Genomic DNA, 15,933 nt, shown 5'->3' with positions numbered 1-15,933 from the left:
TCCCGATGACTCAGCCGATCCGCATCAAGGACCACGAGAAAGACGCACGTCTGGTGCGCTCGCGCGTGGTTTTTGGCGCGATCATGGTAGTGACGTTGATCGGGGTGTTGATCGCGCGCCTGTATTTCCTGCAGGTGATCCAGTACGACTATCACTCCACTCTGTCGGAAAACAACCGGGTGCATGTGCAGCCGATTCCGCCGACCCGTGGCCTGATTTTCGACCGCAACGGCGTGGTGGTCGCGGATAACCGGCCCAGCTTCAGCCTGAGCATGACCCGCGAACGCTCCGGCGACTGGCAGCAGGTTCTCGATGTGATCGTCGACGTGCTGCAACTGACCCCGGAAGACCGGGCGATCTTTGAAAAGCGCATGAAACAGGGGCGTCGGCCGTTCGAGCCGGTGCCGATCCTGTTCGAGCTGACCGAAGAGCAGATCGCCCGGATCGCGGTGAACCAGTTCCGCCTGCCGGGCGTGGAAGTGGTGGCGCAGTTGGTGCGGCATTACCCGCAAGGGCCGCACTTCGCGCACTCCGTCGGTTATATGGGGCGGATCAACGAGAAAGAGCTGAAAAGCCTCGATCCGGTCAATTACAGCGGCACCCACCATATCGGCAAGACCGGCATCGAGCGTTTCTACGAGCCCGAGCTGCACGGCCAGGTGGGTTACGAAGAGGTCGAGACCAACGCCCGCGGCCGTGTGTTGCGGGTGCTCAAGCGTACCGATCCGGTGCCGGGCAAGGACATTGTGCTGAGCCTGGACATCAAGTTGCAGGAAGCGGCCGAGATGGCCCTGGGCGGGCGCCGTGGCGCGGTGGTGGCGCTGGACCCGAGTACCGGCGAAGTCCTGGCCATGGTCAGCCAGCCCAGTTTCGACCCCAACCTGTTCGTGACCGGGATCAGCTTCAAGGCCTACGCCGAGCTGCGCGATTCCATCGACCGGCCGCTGTTCAACCGGGTGTTGCGCGGCCTGTATCCGCCGGGTTCGACGATCAAGCCGGCGGTAGCGATTGCCGGCCTGGATGCGGGCGTGGTCACGGCGTCGAGTCGCGTGTTCGACCCCGGCTACTACATGCTGCCTAATTACGATCACAAATACCGTAACTGGAACCGCACCGGTGACGGCTATGTCGACCTGGACACCGCGATCATGCGGTCCAACGACACCTATTTTTACGACCTAGCCCACAAGCTGGGGATCGATCGCCTGTCGGCCTACATGGGCAAGTTCGGGTTGGGTCAGAAAGTCTCCCTGGACATGTTCGAAGAATCCCCAGGCCTGATGCCGTCGCGCGAATGGAAGCGTGCCACCCGCCGCCAGGCGTGGTTCCCCGGCGAGACTCTGATTCTTGGCATCGGCCAGGGCTATATGCAGGCGACACCGCTGCAACTGGCCCAGGCCACGGCGTTGGTGGCCAACAAAGGCGTCTGGAACCGTCCGCACCTGGCCCGCACCATCGAAGGCGAAAAGCCGGTGGATGAAAATCCGATCCCGGACATTGTGCTGCGTGACCCGTCGGACTGGACCAAGGTCAACCACGGCATGCAGCAGGTGATGCACGGCGCCCGGGGCACGGCGCGCAAGGCGGCGATCGGTGCGCAATATCGCATTGCCGGCAAGAGCGGTACGGCCCAGGTGGTCGCGATCAAGCAAGGCGAAAAATATGACCGTTCCAAAGTCCAGGAGCGCCACCGCGACCACGCCCTGTTTGTCGGCTTCGCTCCGGCGGACGACCCGAAGATCGTGGTCGCCGTGATGGTCGAGAACGGCGAGTCCGGTTCGGGCGTCGCCGCGCCGGTGGTCCGTCAAGTGATGGATGCCTGGCTGTTGACCGACGATGGCAAGCTCAAGCCCGAATATGGCGGCCCCCCTTCAAGCACCGAGGTTACGGCCAGTGAAGAGTAATTTTGACCGCATCCTCTCCAGTGAGGATGTGATGCGTCGCCGCGCGACGTTGCTGCAGCGCATGCACATTGATGGCCCGTTGTTGATCCTGCTGCTGACCCTGGCGGCTGGCAGTCTGTTCGTGCTGTATTCGGCCAGCGGCAAGAACTGGGACCTGCTGATCAAGCAAGCGTCGTCGTTCGGCCTGGGCTTGTTGTCGATGGTGGTAATTGCCCAGCTGGAGCCGCGTTTCATGGCGCGCTGGGTGCCGCTGGGGTACGTCGCTGGCGTGTTGTTGCTGGTGGTGGTGGACGTGATGGGCCACAACGCCATGGGCGCGACCCGCTGGATCAACATTCCGGGGGTGATTCGCTTCCAGCCGTCGGAATTCATGAAGATCCTGATGCCGGCGACCATCGCCTGGTACCTGTCCAAGCGCACCTTGCCGCCGCAACTCAAGCATGTGGGGATCAGCCTGATCCTGATCGGCGTGCCGTTCATCCTCATCGTGCGTCAGCCGGATCTCGGTACATCGCTGCTGATCCTGGCGGGCGGTGCATTCGTGCTGTTCATGGGCGGCTTGCGCTGGCGCTGGATTCTCAGCGTGCTCGCCGCTGCCGTGCCGGTGGCCGTGGCCATGTGGTTCTTCTTTATGCATGACTACCAGAAGCAGCGGATTCTCACGTTCCTCGACCCGGAGAGCGACCCGCTGGGCACGGGCTGGAACATCATCCAGTCGAAGGCGGCCATCGGTTCCGGCGGTGTCTTTGGCAAGGGCTGGCTGATGGGCACCCAGTCGCACCTGGACTTTTTGCCCGAGAGCCACACCGACTTCATTATTGCGGTGATGGGCGAAGAGTTCGGCCTGGTGGGCATTTGCGCGTTGCTGCTGATCTATTTACTGTTGATTGGGCGTGGCCTGGTGATCACCGCGCAGGCGCAGACGTTGTTCGGCAAATTGCTGGCGGGCTCGTTGACCATGACTTTTTTTGTTTACGTTTTCGTCAACATCGGTATGGTCAGTGGCCTCTTGCCGGTGGTTGGGGTGCCGTTGCCGTTCATTAGCTACGGCGGAACTTCGCTGGTGACATTGCTGTCAGCGTTTGGGGTTTTGATGTCGATTCACACGCATCGCAAATGGATCGCACAGGTTTGAATAAGGTGAAGATGTCAATGCAAGTATTGCGCGGCTGGGCGACTCGGCATGCGTCCTGGATGAGCCTGATCGGGCTGCTGGGCGCCATGCACGAAGCGCAGGCCGGTGACTACGATGGCTCACCTCAGGTCGCCGAATTCGTCGGTGAGATGACCCGTGACTATGGCTTCGCCGGTGAACAGCTGATGGGCGTGTTCCGCGAGGCCCAGCGCAAGCAGGCGATCCTCGATGCCATCTCCCGCCCGGCCGAGCGCGTGAAGCAGTGGAAGGACTATCGCCCGATGTTCCTGACCGACGCCCGCGTGGCCCGGGGCGTGGACTTCTGGCGCCAGCACGAAGCCGCGCTGGCTCGCGCCGAGCAGGAATACGGCGTGCCTGCCCAGGTGATTGTCGCGATCATTGGCATTGAAACCTTCTACGGGCGCAACACTGGCGGTTACCGGGTGATCGATGCCTTGTCGACCTTGAGCTTCGATTACCCGCCCCGCGCTGAATTCTTCCGTAAGGAACTGCGTGAATTCCTGCTGCTGGCCCGCGAAGAGCAGGTCGACCCGCTGACCCTCAAAGGCTCCTACGCCGGTGCGATGGGCTTGCCGCAGTTCATGCCGAGCAGTTTTCGCGCCTACGCGGTGGATTTTGACGGCGACGGCCATATCAATATCTGGAGCAACCCGGACGATGCCATCGGCAGCGTGGCCAGCTACTTCAAGCGCCATGGCTGGGTGAGCGGCGAACCGGTCGTCAGCCGTGCCGACGTGAGTGGCGAGCGCGCCGATGAAGGCCTGACCCAGGGCATTGAGCCGGCCAAGACGGTCGGGGAGTTGCGGGCGCTGGGCTGGTCAAGTCATGATGCGCTGCGCGATGATATGCCGGTCACGGCTTTCCGCCTGGAAGGCGAAAACGGCCCTGAATACTGGATGGGCCTGAAGAATTTCTACGCAATCACGCGTTATAACCGCAGTGTGATGTACGCCATGGCTGTGCATCAACTGTCTGACATGCTGGTCCAAGCACGGGGCAACAAGTAATGCGGGCATCGCCGTTGAAAAAACCGCTCAAGCTGGTGGCGTTTGCCGCGTTGTCCTTGCTGGTTGTCAGTTGCTCCACCAGCCGCGCGCCGACGCAAAAGTCCGGCGGCACCGCTATTCGTTCCCAGCCGGGCCTGGACATCAACCGCGCGCATAAAGACGGTGCGCCGTGGTGGGACGTCGACGTGTCGAAAATCCCGGATGCCACGCCGACCCTGCACACCGGTCCGTACAAGGCCAACCCCTATACCGTGCTGGGCAAGAGCTACTTTCCGCTGCAGGACTCCAAGACCTACGTGCAGTCGGGCACCGCGTCGTGGTACGGGACCAAGTTCCATGGCCAGAACACCGCCAATGGCGAGGTCTACGACCTGTACGGCATGAGCGCGGCCCACAAGACCCTGCCGCTGCCCAGCTATGTGCGCGTGACCAACCTGGACAACAACCGCACGGTGATCCTGCGGGTCAACGATCGCGGGCCGTTCTATTCGGACCGGATCATCGACTTGTCCTACGCCGCCGCGAAGAAACTCGGTTATGCCGAAACCGGCACCGCGCGGGTCAAGGTCGAAGGGATCGACCCCGCGCAATACTGGGCCCAGCGTGGCAAACCGGCACCGTTGATGCTCAACGAGCCGCAGGCCGCGCAACCGCAAGTCACAGCCTCGACCGGCAAGATCGAGCAGTGGACGCCACCCGCGCAACAGCACGCGCCCGACACGGTCGTGGTGCCTCGCGCCGCGCCGGGTGCTTCGGCTGCCGGTGGGCAATACCTGCAGGTGGGCGCTTTCGCCAACCCGGATGCGGCAGAGCTGTTAAGGTCCAAGCTGAGCAGTATGGTCAATGCGCCGGTCTTCATCAGTTCCATCGTGCGTAATCAACAGACCCTGCACCGTGTGCGTATGGGCCCGATCGGTTCGCCGAGCGAGGTCGCGCAAGTGCAGAACAGCGTGCGCCTGGCCAACCTGGGGCAACCCAGCGTGGTCAGCGCCGAATAAACCGTAAAGGATTGATGGTTCAGGTCCGTCCGCGGGCCTGGGCCCTGGTTGTTGGCTCGTTGAACAATAAAACCCAGGGGCAAGGGGTGAGCAGGCAACCGAACACGCGACAGACTGGTAACGGGCTGTCTGAATAAGTTTTGCCCGCGAGGGCAAGTTTCCATACGTAATTTCGAGAGACGGATGAACATCATCACCTTAGCCAAACGCACGTGCCTGCTTATCTCGCTGATCATCACCCCGGCCGCCTGGGCGGTTGAAATGGTGCCGGCTTCACCGCAACTGGCCGCCAAGGCCTGGGTCCTCATGGATGCCGCCAGTGGCAACGTGCTGGTGGAAAACAACGGTGACCAGCGCCTGCCGCCTGCCAGCTTGACCAAGCTGATGACAGCCTATATCGCGACCCTGGAAATCCGTCGCGGCCAGATCGGCGAAAACGACCCGGTGACCGTCAGCGAAAACGCCTGGCGCACCGGTGGTTCGCGGATGTTCATCAAGGTCGGCTCGCAGGTGACGGTCAGCGACCTGCTGCACGGCATCATCATCCAGTCCGGTAACGACGCCAGCGTCGCCCTGGCCGAGCACATCGCCGGCAGCGAAGACGCGTTCGCCGACATGATGAACAAAACCGTGGCCGACCTGGGCATGACCAACAGCCACTTCATGAACCCGACCGGTCTGCCGAACCCAGAGCACTACTCGTCGGCTCACGACATGGCGATCCTGGCGCGCGCGATCATTCGTGTCGACCCGGTCCACTACGCGATCTACTCCCAGAAGGAATTCTTCTGGAACAACATCAAGCAGCCTAACCGCAACCTGTTGCTGTGGCGCGACAAGACCGTCGACGGTCTGAAAACCGGCCACACCGAAGAAGCCGGCTACTGCATGGTGTCGTCCGCCGTGCGCGATGGCCAGCGCCTGATCGCCGTGGTCTTCGGCACCAACAGCGAGCAGGCCCGTGCGGCCGAGACGCAAAAACTGCTGACCTACGGTTTCCGCTTCTTCGAAACCCAGACCTTCTATCAGAAGGGTGCTGAACTGGCGACCGCGCCGGTATGGAAAGGCACGACCTCGCAAGTCAAGGCCGGCCTGGCTGAAGACCTGACCCTGACCATGCCTAAAGGCCAGCTGAAAAAGCTCGCGGCCAGCATGACCATGAACCCGCACCTGGTTGCGCCAATCGCCAAGGGCGACGTGATCGGCAAGGTCGAAGTGAAGCTGGACGATAAAGTGGTACACAGTGCCGACCTGATCGCCCTGGACGCCGTCGACGAGGGTGGTATCTTCCGCCGCGTGTGGGATAGCATCCGCCTGTTCTTCTACAGCTTGTTCAACTGATAAGTGTGCACCTGCAAAGCCCCGTGTTGATCCGACGCGGGGCTTTGCCCGTCGCCACGGCTTACGCTTACGAGGCCGTTACGCCATGACCGATAAAGAAGTAAAGGCGCCAAAGATCGAATTCCCGGTGACGGATTATCCCGTCAAGGTGATCAGCGATACCGGTGTGGGCAACAAGGACAAGATTCTCGACATCGTGCGTAAACACGCGACGATCAACGACAACCGTGTGGATGAACGTTCGAGCACCAACGGTAAGTACACCACGATCCAGTTGCACATCGTTGCGACCGGTCAAGACCAGCTTTACGACATCAACAGCGAACTGCGGGCCACCGGCTTCGTACATATGGTGCTGTGATGCCGCAGGTCCTGGGCTTTCGCGAGCTCGGCCGGATGGACTACGAGCCCGTCTGGCACGCGATGCAGCGCTTCACCAACGAGCGCGGCACCTCGGCACCCGATGAGATCTGGCTGGTGGAACACCCGCCGGTGTTCACCCAGGGCCAGGCCGGCAAGGCCGAGCATCTGCTACTTCCGGGTGATATTCCGGTGGTGCAGGTCGACCGAGGGGGTCAAGTGACTTACCATGGGCCCGGTCAACTGGTGGCGTATCTGCTGCTGGATGTGCGCAAGCTGGGGTTTGGCGTGCGCGACCTGGTGAACCGTATGGAGGCTTGCCTGATCGAGCTGTTGGCCAGTTACGGCGTGAGCGCCGTGGCCAAGCCCGATGCACCCGGTGTGTATGTGGATGGTGCGAAAATCGCTTCCCTGGGGCTGCGCATTCGCCACGGTTGTTCGTTTCATGGTCTGGCGTTGAACGTGGACATGGACCTGGCGCCGTTCCGGCGCATCAACCCGTGCGGTTATGCCGGGTTGGCGATGACCCAGTTGAGCGACCACGCCACACCGATTAAATTTGCCGAGGTAAGTGCCCGGCTGCGTGCGCAGCTCGTCAAACACCTCGACTATGCTGAGCAGACGACCCTTACGGGCGGAATCGACTGATTATGACTACTGATGCAGTGCAAACCATGATCCCGACGCTGGACGTCACCGAACGTTCGGCCCCGGCCCCGCGTGCCAAGGTGGAAGCCGGCGTCAAGCTGCGCGGCGCCGAGAAGGTTGCACGCATCCCGGTCAAGATCATCCCGACCACCGAACTGCCGAAAAAACCTGACTGGATTCGCGTGCGTATCCCGGTCTCGCCGGAAGTCGACCGTATCAAGGCGTTGCTGCGCAAGCACAAGCTGCACAGCGTGTGCGAAGAAGCGTCCTGCCCGAACCTGGGCGAATGCTTCTCCGGCGGCACTGCCACGTTCATGATCATGGGTGACATCTGCACCCGTCGTTGCCCGTTCTGCGACGTCGGCCACGGCCGGCCGAAGCCGCTGGACGTCAACGAGCCGGAAAGCCTGGCCATCGCCATCGCCGACCTGAAACTCAAGTACGTGGTAATCACTTCTGTCGACCGCGACGACCTGCGTGACGGCGGTGCCCAGCACTTTGCCGACTGCATCCGCGAAATCCGCAAGCTGTCGCCGGACGTGATGCTCGAAACCCTGGTGCCGGACTACCGTGGCCGCATGGACGTCGCGCTGGAAATCACCGCCGCCGAGCCGCCGGATGTGTTCAACCACAACCTGGAAACCGTGCCACGCCTGTACAAGGCGGCGCGTCCAGGTTCGGACTACCAGTGGTCGCTGACCCTGCTGCAGAAATTCAAGCAGATGATGCCGCACATCCCGACCAAGTCCGGCCTGATGCTCGGCCTGGGCGAAACCGACGAGGAAGTGATCGAAGTCATGCAGCGCATGCGTGAGCACGACATCGACATGCTGACCCTCGGCCAATACCTGCAACCATCGCGCAGCCACTTGCCGGTACAGCGTTTCGTTCACCCGGACACCTTCGCCTGGTTCGCCGAGGAAGGTTACAAGATGGGCTTCAAGAACGTCGCGTCGGGCCCGCTGGTACGTTCCTCGTACCACGCCGATGAGCAGGCCAAGCTGGTCAAGGCTAGCCTGATTTCGTAATACAGATCTGCGCAACACCGCAGATCCAATGTGGGAGGGGCTTGCCCCCGATGGCAGTGTGTCAGTCGCTACAGGTACTGGCTGATTCAGTGCTATCGGGGGCAAGCCCCCTCCCACATTTCGTTCCGCGTCATATAGGGAGAATCAGGGATGACCAGTCGACTAGCCGCCGCCGTACCTGCATTGCGTTCTGAAGCCACCATCGGCCTGATCGCTCCCGCAGGCCCTGCCGCGCTGGACGTGGAAAAAGCCGGGCAATGGATGCGCGCCCGTGGCTATGAGCTACGCATCTTCCCCGGAGTATATGAACGCGACGGCTACCTGGCCGGCAGCGATGACGTGCGCTTGCGCGACCTGCACGCCGCCTTCGCCAACCCTGATATCGATGCGATCTTCTGCCTGCGCGGCGGCTACGGCACGCCCCGCCTGCTGGACCGCCTGGACTTCGATCTGCTGCGCGCCAACCCCAAGCCTTTCGTGGGTTACAGTGATATCACTGCGTTGCACCTGGCAATCAACCGCTATGCCGGTTTTGTGACCTTCCACGGCCCGATGCTGAATGCCGACCTGCTCGGCGACAAGCAGCCCCCCACCGAGTCGTCGTTGTTCAACATGCTGCGTGGCCAGGTGGGTGCAGGCAGCGTGCTGGCGCACCCGGTGGCCTACCCATTGACCACGATCGAGCCCGGTATCGCCTGTGGGCGCTTGCTCGGCGGCAACCTGTCGATGATCGCGGCCATGATGGGGACGTCCTACGAAATCGATGCCGAGGGCATCATCCTGTTTATCGAAGACGTCAACGAGCCGATCTACCGCATCGACCGCTTGCTGACGCATCTGCGCCTGACCGGCAAGCTGGCGCAGGTAGCGGGTGTGCTGGTGGGGGACGTGGCGGGGGTGGATAGCACCGCGCTGGAGCGGCTGCTGAAGCAGACCTTCGAACCGTTGTGCATCCCGGTGCTGTCTGGCTGGCGCAGTGGGCATTGCGATCCGAACCTGACGCTGCCGATGGGCGCGCGGGTGCGGTTGGATGCGGGGGAGCAGCGGGTGGTGTTGGAGCAGGATGTGGTGTTCAACCGCTGAATCTGTCGTCTGCTAAACCGCTATCGGGAGCAAGCTCCCTCCCACATTTTGACCGCATTTCAAAGGATGTACGCGGTCAAAATGTGGGAGGGGCTTGCCCCCGATAGCGGCAGTCGCCATAAGCCGATCTAACGGTTCTGCAACGACTCCAGCAATTTCACCGTCGGATAACCATCCGCCGGCCAGCCCAGTGACTGTTGCGCCGCGCGGATCGCCTTACGCGTGTTGGCGCCGATAATCCCGTCCGGGTTGCCCGCGTCATAGCCATTGCTGCTGAGTACGGTCTGCAGGTCGATGCGCTGGGAACGACTCAGCGGTAGTTCATCTTTCGGCCAATCGCCACGAATCACACCACTTCCGCCGAACCGTTCCGACAGCAGGCCCACGGCCAGTGCGTAGGACGACGAGTTGTTGTACTTGAGGATTGCGCGGAAGTTATCCAGCACCAGGAACGCCGGGCCACGGTAACCCGCTGGCAGCAGCAGGGCGGCGGAGAGCTGGTCGACGTTAGGCGGCATGCTCGCTCCCGGTGGCAGCTGGATGCCCAGCTTCAGCCAGTCGGCGACGGTCTTGCGCACGCCACCGTCGGCCAGGGTGTAATCGAAGTTGGCCGGCAGTTGTTTGACTTCGAAACCCCACGGCTGGCCTTTCTGCCAGCCGGAGCTTTGCAGGTAATGCGCAGTGGAGGCGAGGGCGTCGGCCGGGCTGTTCCAGATATCGCGGCGACCGTCGCCGTCGAAGTCCACGGCGTGGGTGTTGTAGGTGGTCGGGATGAACTGGGTCTGGCCCATGGCGCCGGCCCACGAACCGCGCATCTGGTCGGCCTGGATATCGCCGTGCTGGATGATTTGCAGCGCCGCAAGCAATTGCGCCTGGGCAAAGGCCGGGCGCCGGCCTTCGTAGGCCAGGGTCGCGAGGGAACGGATCACCGAGTTATTGCCCTGGAACTGACCGAAGTTACTTTCCATGCCCCACACCGAGACCAGCGCCTGGCGGTCGACGCCATAACGTTGCTCGATGCTTTGCAGGATGTCGGCGTGCTTGACCAATAGTGCCTGGCCATTACGCACGCGTACTGGCGACAGGGCGCCGTCGAGGTATTCCCACACCGGGCGGGAAAATTCCGGTTGGCTGCGGTCGGCGCGGATCACCGCCATGTCCGGGGTGACGTTGGCGAAGGCGATATCAAACACGGCTGGGGTAATGCCGGCCTTCAAGGCTTGCGCACGGAAACCGGCCTGCCATTCGGCAAAGGTCTGGGTGGGCTGGATGTCCAGGTTATCCACAGCCAGCGGGGCCACGACAGCGGGCGCTACGACCGGTGCGGTCGACAGTGTCGGCAAGGGTTGAGCATCTGCGGCGGTAGGTTTTTCCGCGCAGGCGACAAGCAGAATGAGGCTGGAGGCAGCGATCAATTGGCGAAGGTGCCAACGACGGGAAAGACTAGAGGGCATGCACAGGTCCAGGGATTACAAATCAAGTGCTGACCTTATCATGCCGGAGGGGCGCTTGCCTTCAGGCGGCCAGAAAGTAAGAAGCCTCCCAGCTATTAGACTGGAAGGCTTCGCGGCGGTAGCTGCCTTTGCCCTTGCCGGCGCGTTCCTGACGGCTGCGGAACAGTGGCTGGGCGATGATGGATTTGGCCTTGTTGGGGCCATGCTTAGATGGCTTTTTGCTCATGGTCGTTACTCTCTTCAGGTGGGATGCAGCGGTGCAAATCATCTGCCGAAGTCTGGCCGCTGTAAAGCCCGACAAGTTTTTTGAAATACAAATGCAGCCAACATGTGGGAGGGGGCTTGCCCCATCCCGCATTGGTTTTGCGGTGTTTTTAAGAGGGTGGGTTATTCGGCAGGTAATGTCAGGCGCTGGCCAGACATCAGCAGTGACAAACGGCTCAGGCTCATCCACGGCGAACCCGCTGCCTGGCCCTTGATTTGCGCATCGATGCGCTGGGCTTCGAGCAACAGTTGCGCCCAGCGTTGCGCCGAGTGCCGCTGCAGGGCTTTGCTCATCAGCGGTTTGCGCTTGTCCCAGACCGGCGGTCTGGCTTGGCTGAAGCATTTGTCCAACGGCGTGCCCTGGCTGTATTGCAGCGCAATATTGGCCAGTACCCGCAACTCGCGAGCCAGCGCCCAGAGAATCACCGGCGGTTCCACGCCTTCACCGCGCAACCCTTCGAGCATGCGCAGGGCGTGCGCAGGCTCGCCGTTGAGGATGGCGTCCACCAGCCCGAACACGTCAAAGCGCGCGCTGTCAGCCACCGCGCCTTGCACGGTTTCGACGGTGATCTGCCCGTCTTCGGCCATCAGCTTGAGCTTTTCGATCTCTTGGGCGGCGGCGAGCAGGTTGCCTTCGACCCGGGCGGCGATCAGTTCCACGGCGTCCTGCGTGGCCGACAGCCCCGATTGGGACAGGCGCTGACGAATCCACTGCGGCAACTGATTGCTGTCCACCGGCCAGATCTGGATGAACTGGGTCTGTGCCCCTTCCACCAGCGCTTTGCCCCACTTGGTTTTCTGCGCGCTGCCGTCGAGCTTGGGCAGGCTGATCAGCAACACCGTGTCTTCGGCAGGCCGCGAACAGTACTCGATGAAGGCCGCCGCGCCCTTGTCGCCGGGCTTGCCCGACGGCAGGCGCAGTTCCAGCAGGCGTTTTTCGGCAAACAGCGACATGCTCGCGCCGGCTTGCAGCAACGTGCCCCAGTCGAAACTGGCGTCGGCGCTGAACACCTGGCGTTCGTCGAAGCCTTGCTGGCGCGCGGCGGTGCGAATGGCGTCTGCCGCTTCCTGGCACAGCAACGGGTCATCGCCGCTGACGATATAGACAGGCGCGAGAGCACCTTGCAGGTGTTTGGCGAGTTGGGCGGGGGCGAGTTTCATAGGCGCGATGAACGGGGCGCCTGGGGCGCCCCGTCTGGCTTAGTCTACAGGGACTTCAACAGGCGATTGTTTCGGCGTGTTGTTTTCGTACTCTTGCGCGGCTTTCAGGGCGTCGGCGTCAGCCTTGGCCTTGTTGTCGGCGGTCTGTTGCAGCAGTTCCAGTTTTTCCGGCGTCAGCTGTTGCAGGCGCAGCATCACGCGTTGGACCAGCTCGCGACGCATTTCTTTGCGCACCTGGGTCATTTCCGAGTCCGAGCCCACCAGGTTGTTGCCATCGTGGCTCACGACCTTTTGCACTTCGATCTTGTCACCCATCAACGGCAGATGGTCGCGGCCCTGCATTTCAAACGTCAACGAAGTGATCAGCTCGATATCGGACGCACGGCCGGCGCTGGCGTAGCTGAGGTTACGCTGGGTTTCTTTCTCGTCGGCCAGGAACAGCTTGTAGGTCGCGCCGGTGTAGACGTGTACGCCACTGTTTTTCAGGGTGTCGCGCAGTTGCACAACGGTTTCGCCGTAGGCGTTGCGGGCGCTGACGTCCAATTCCTTGATGGTCAGTTCATTGGTGCCGGTACCGCGCAGCTGGAAGCCGCAAGCGCTCAGCAGCACAGCAAGGCCCATCACCAGCAAATTGCGTTTGATCATTTTATTGCTCCCCTTGAAACCATGCGGGCCTTATCGAGGCCCTGAAGGTTTAGTTCGGCGCAGCGCTCAAGCCCTGCGCCCGATCCGATTTAGCTGGCGACGATATTGACCAGTTTACCCGGCACGACGATCACTTTGCGGATCGTCAGGCCTTCGGTAAAGCGCAGCACGTTCTCGTTGCAGCGCGCGGCCGCTTCGACGTCTTCGCGGCTGGCGCTGGCCGGCATGTCGATCTGGCCGCGCAGTTTGCCGTTGACCTGGATCACCAGCTGCAGCGTGTCCTGGACCAGCGCGCTGTCATCCTGCACCGGCCAGCGGGCGTCAATGACGGCTTCGCTGTGGCCCAGGCGGTGCCACAGTTCGTGGCTGATGTGCGGCGTGATCGGGGCCAGCAGCAAGGTGACCGTCTCGAGGCCTTCGTGAACCAGCGCACGCTCCTGTTCGGTGGCTTGCGGGGCTTTTTCCAGCACGTTCATCAGTGTCATCACCTGGGCGATGGCGGTGTTGAACTTGTGGTTCTGGCCCACATCCTGGCTGGCTTGCTTGATGGCCAGGTGGGTGCTGCGGCGAATGGCTTTCTGCTCGTCGCTCAAGGCGGCCACATCCAGCTTGCCCGGCAGGCCCTGGCTGACATGGGCATGGGCCAGGCGCCAGACGCGCTTGAGGAAGCGGTGCGAACCTTCGACGCCGGAGTCGGACCATTCGGCGCTCATGTCCGGCGGCGAGGCGAACATCATGAACAGGCGGCAGGTGTCGGCGCCGAACTGGTCGATCATCGACTGTGGGTCGACGCCGTTGTTCTTCGACTTGGCCATCTTCTCGGTGCCACCGATTTCCACCGGCAGGCCGTCGGCGATCAGCTTGGCACTGATGACCTTGGCTTTGCTGTCGCGCTCGAGCTCGACATCCGCCGGGTTGAACCAGGTGTAGCTGCCATTGGCTTCGCGACGGTAATACGTCTCGGCGATCACCATGCCCTGGGTCAGCAGGTTCTTGAACGGCTCGTTGGAGCTGACCAGGCCTTCGTCGCGCATCAGCTTGTGGAAGAAGCGCGCGTACAGCAGGTGAAGAATGGCGTGTTCGATACCGCCGATGTACTGATCCACCGGCAACCAGTGGTCGGCCGCCGATTTCTCGACCAGGCCACCCTCGTAGTGCGGCGAGGCATAACGGGCGTAGTACCACGAGGACTCGACGAAAGTGTCCATGGTGTCGGTTTCGCGCTTGGCTGGCTGGCCGCATTTCGGGCAGCTGCACTCGTAGAACTCAGGCATGCGCGCCAAAGGCGAACCGGCGCCGTCCGGCACCACGTCTTCCGGCAGGACTACCGGCAACTGGTCTTCCGGCACCGGCACGTCACCGCAGGTTTCGCAGTGGATGATCGGGATCGGGCAGCCCCAGTAACGCTGGCGGCTGATGCCCCAGTCGCGCAGGCGGAACTGGGTGCGCGAGGCACCGAGGTTTTTCTTGATCAGCGCGACTTCGATGGCGTCGAAGGCACCGGCGAAGTCCAGGCCGTCGAACTCGCCGGAGTTGATCAGTTCACCGTGCTCGCCGTAGGCGTCTTGCCACGGGGCCGGGTTGGTGTCGCCCGAGCTGGTGCGTACCACGGATTTGATCGGCAGGTTGTACTGGGTGGCGAATTCGAAATCGCGTTCGTCGTGGGCCGGCACAGCCATTACTGCGCCATCGCCGTAGTGCATCAGCACGTAGTTGGCGACCCATACCGGCAATTTTTCGCCAGTCAGCGGGTGCTCGACGAACAGCCCGGTCGGCAGGCCTTTTTTCTCCTGGGTGGCGACGTCGGCTTCCGCCACGCTGCCGCCTTTGCATTCGGCGATGAACGCCTGCAGCTCAGGGTTGTTCTGTGCGGCCTGGCTGGCCAGCGGGTGTTCCGCGGCCACGGCGACGTAAGTCGCGCCCATCAGGGTGTCCGGACGGGTGGTGAAGACTTTGAGGGTACCCGCTTCGCCGATCGAATCGACGTTGTACGGGAACTGCACTTCCATGCCCTTGGACTTGCCGATCCAGTTGCGTTGCATGGTCTTGACCTGTTCAGGCCAGCCCGGCAGGTCGTCGAGGCTCGACAAGAGTTCATCCGCGTAGGCGGTGATCTTGAAGTAGTACATCGGGATTTCGCGCTTTTCGATCAGCGCGCCGGAACGCCAGCCGCGCCCGTCGATCACTTGCTCGTTGGCGAGCACGGTCTGGTCGACCGGGTCCCAGTTCACGGTACCGTTCTTGCGGTAGATCACGCCTTTTTCGAACAGGCGGGTGAACAGCCATTGTTCCCAGCGATAGTAGTCCGGCTTGCAGGTGGTCACTTCGCGGGACCAGTCCACCGCCAGGCCCAGGCTGCGCAGCTGGGTCTTCATGTAGGCGATGTTTTCGTAGGTCCACTTGGCGGGCGCTACGTTGTTCTTCATCGCGGCGTTTTCCGCCGGCATGCCGAAGGCGTCCCAACCCATGGGTTGCAGGACATTCTTGCCTTGCATGCGCTGGTAACGGGAAATCACGTCGCCGATGGTGTAGTTACGCACGTGCCCCATGTGTAGCTTGCCGCTGGGGTAAGGGAACATCGATAGGCAATAGAACGTCTCCTTGCCCGGCTGTTCACTGACTTCAAAGGACTTTTGCTCATCCCAGAAGGTTTGGGCGGCATTTTCTATTTCACGGGGCTGATATTGTTCGTGCATGGCTACTTTTGAACTGAATAGGGGTGGCCTAATCCTCTTCGGTGCATTGTCCGAGCTGGCCGACACCATAAAGCGCCGCGTCCGTGCCCAAACCCTGCGGGAAGTGGAGTTACAGGAAGCGCCGTAGCATACATGACCCCACTCTATCGAGGGAAACCCTGATTGCGCGGTCGAGGCCGTCTGTCGCG

Annotated in this window: 14 protein-coding genes; 9 read left to right on the top strand and 5 right to left on the bottom strand. The window is 61.9% G+C overall.

The features are described 5' to 3' along the window. The first annotated feature begins 5 nt into the window (after window positions 1–5). The 9 genes from mrdA (at window position 6) to RGV59_RS01870 (ending at window position 9,525) form a co-directional block, all read left to right on the top strand. The gene (gene mrdA / locus RGV59_RS01910; RefSeq protein ID WP_017848345.1) at window positions 6–1,904 is read left to right on the top strand and encodes a penicillin-binding protein 2; all 1,899 of its coding nucleotides are present in this window, start codon (window positions 6–8) and stop codon (window positions 1,902–1,904) included. Between the two features lie 31 nt (window positions 1,905–1,935). Beyond that, on the top strand, window positions 1,936–3,039 hold the full coding sequence (gene rodA / locus RGV59_RS01905; protein WP_046482428.1) for a rod shape-determining protein RodA: 1,104 nt from the start codon (window positions 1,936–1,938) through the stop codon (window positions 3,037–3,039). A gap of 17 nt (window positions 3,040–3,056) precedes the next feature. Next, complete coding sequence (gene mltB / locus RGV59_RS01900) at window positions 3,057–4,067, top strand: lytic murein transglycosylase B (protein WP_017848343.1); 1,011 nt, start codon at window positions 3,057–3,059, stop codon at window positions 4,065–4,067. Continuing rightward, window positions 4,067–5,065 (top strand): septal ring lytic transglycosylase RlpA family protein, encoded by a 999-nt coding sequence (locus tag RGV59_RS01895; RefSeq protein WP_017848342.1) that lies wholly within the window; start codon window positions 4,067–4,069, stop codon window positions 5,063–5,065. The genes mltB and RGV59_RS01895 overlap by 1 nt, the downstream gene beginning before the upstream one ends. Before the next feature lie 183 nt (window positions 5,066–5,248). Continuing rightward, window positions 5,249–6,406 (top strand): D-alanyl-D-alanine carboxypeptidase family protein, encoded by a 1,158-nt coding sequence (locus RGV59_RS01890; protein WP_017848341.1) that lies wholly within the window; start codon window positions 5,249–5,251, stop codon window positions 6,404–6,406. Between the two features lie 85 nt (window positions 6,407–6,491). After that, window positions 6,492–6,767 (top strand): DUF493 domain-containing protein, encoded by a 276-nt coding sequence (locus RGV59_RS01885; RefSeq protein ID WP_017848340.1) that lies wholly within the window; start codon window positions 6,492–6,494, stop codon window positions 6,765–6,767. Beyond that, on the top strand, window positions 6,767–7,414 hold the full coding sequence (gene lipB, locus RGV59_RS01880) for a lipoyl(octanoyl) transferase LipB (RefSeq protein WP_046381930.1): 648 nt from the start codon (window positions 6,767–6,769) through the stop codon (window positions 7,412–7,414). The genes RGV59_RS01885 and lipB overlap by 1 nt, the downstream gene beginning before the upstream one ends. Window positions 7,415–7,440: 26 nt before the next feature. After that, on the top strand, window positions 7,441–8,442 hold the full coding sequence (gene lipA / locus RGV59_RS01875) for a lipoyl synthase (protein WP_167379504.1): 1,002 nt from the start codon (window positions 7,441–7,443) through the stop codon (window positions 8,440–8,442). Window positions 8,443–8,592: 150 nt separating this feature from the next. After that, window positions 8,593–9,525: a S66 peptidase family protein gene (locus RGV59_RS01870; protein WP_126586249.1), complete on the top strand. Its 933-nt coding sequence runs from the start codon at window positions 8,593–8,595 to the stop codon at window positions 9,523–9,525. A 128-nt stretch (window positions 9,526–9,653) separates the two neighbouring features. On the opposite strand, the gene RGV59_RS01865 is transcribed toward RGV59_RS01870, so the two are convergent. The 5 genes from RGV59_RS01865 to leuS all read right to left on the bottom strand — a co-directional run bounded on the left by RGV59_RS01865 (window position 9,654) and on the right by leuS (window position 15,745). Beyond that, on the bottom strand, window positions 9,654–10,979 hold the full coding sequence (locus tag RGV59_RS01865; protein WP_026140192.1) for a lytic murein transglycosylase: 1,326 nt from the start codon (window positions 10,977–10,979) through the stop codon (window positions 9,654–9,656). Between the two features lie 61 nt (window positions 10,980–11,040). After that, the gene (arfA, locus tag RGV59_RS01860; RefSeq protein ID WP_003176285.1) at window positions 11,041–11,205 is read right to left on the bottom strand and encodes an alternative ribosome rescue factor ArfA; all 165 of its coding nucleotides are present in this window, start codon (window positions 11,203–11,205) and stop codon (window positions 11,041–11,043) included. 161 nt (window positions 11,206–11,366) lie between these two features. Next, on the bottom strand, window positions 11,367–12,404 hold the full coding sequence (holA, locus tag RGV59_RS01855) for a DNA polymerase III subunit delta (protein ID WP_046381932.1): 1,038 nt from the start codon (window positions 12,402–12,404) through the stop codon (window positions 11,367–11,369). Between the two features lie 39 nt (window positions 12,405–12,443). Continuing rightward, window positions 12,444–13,049 carry an LPS assembly lipoprotein LptE gene (lptE, locus tag RGV59_RS01850; protein WP_017848334.1) on the bottom strand — a complete coding sequence of 202 codons (606 nt, stop codon included), beginning with the start codon at window positions 13,047–13,049 and terminating at the stop codon, window positions 12,444–12,446. An 89-nt stretch (window positions 13,050–13,138) separates the two neighbouring features. Then, window positions 13,139–15,745 (bottom strand): leucine--tRNA ligase, encoded by a 2,607-nt coding sequence (leuS, locus tag RGV59_RS01845; protein WP_046381933.1) that lies wholly within the window; start codon window positions 15,743–15,745, stop codon window positions 13,139–13,141. Window positions 15,746–15,933 lie beyond the last annotated feature (188 nt).

Origin of the sequence: Pseudomonas sp. FG1, from assembly GCF_034313875.1 — a bacterium.
In the GTDB taxonomy this organism is placed as follows: Bacteria; Pseudomonadota; Gammaproteobacteria; order Pseudomonadales; family Pseudomonadaceae; genus Aquipseudomonas; species Aquipseudomonas veronii.
The sequence above is the reverse complement of the archived record's forward strand: the minus strand, read 5'-3'. Positions and strand labels throughout refer to the sequence as shown.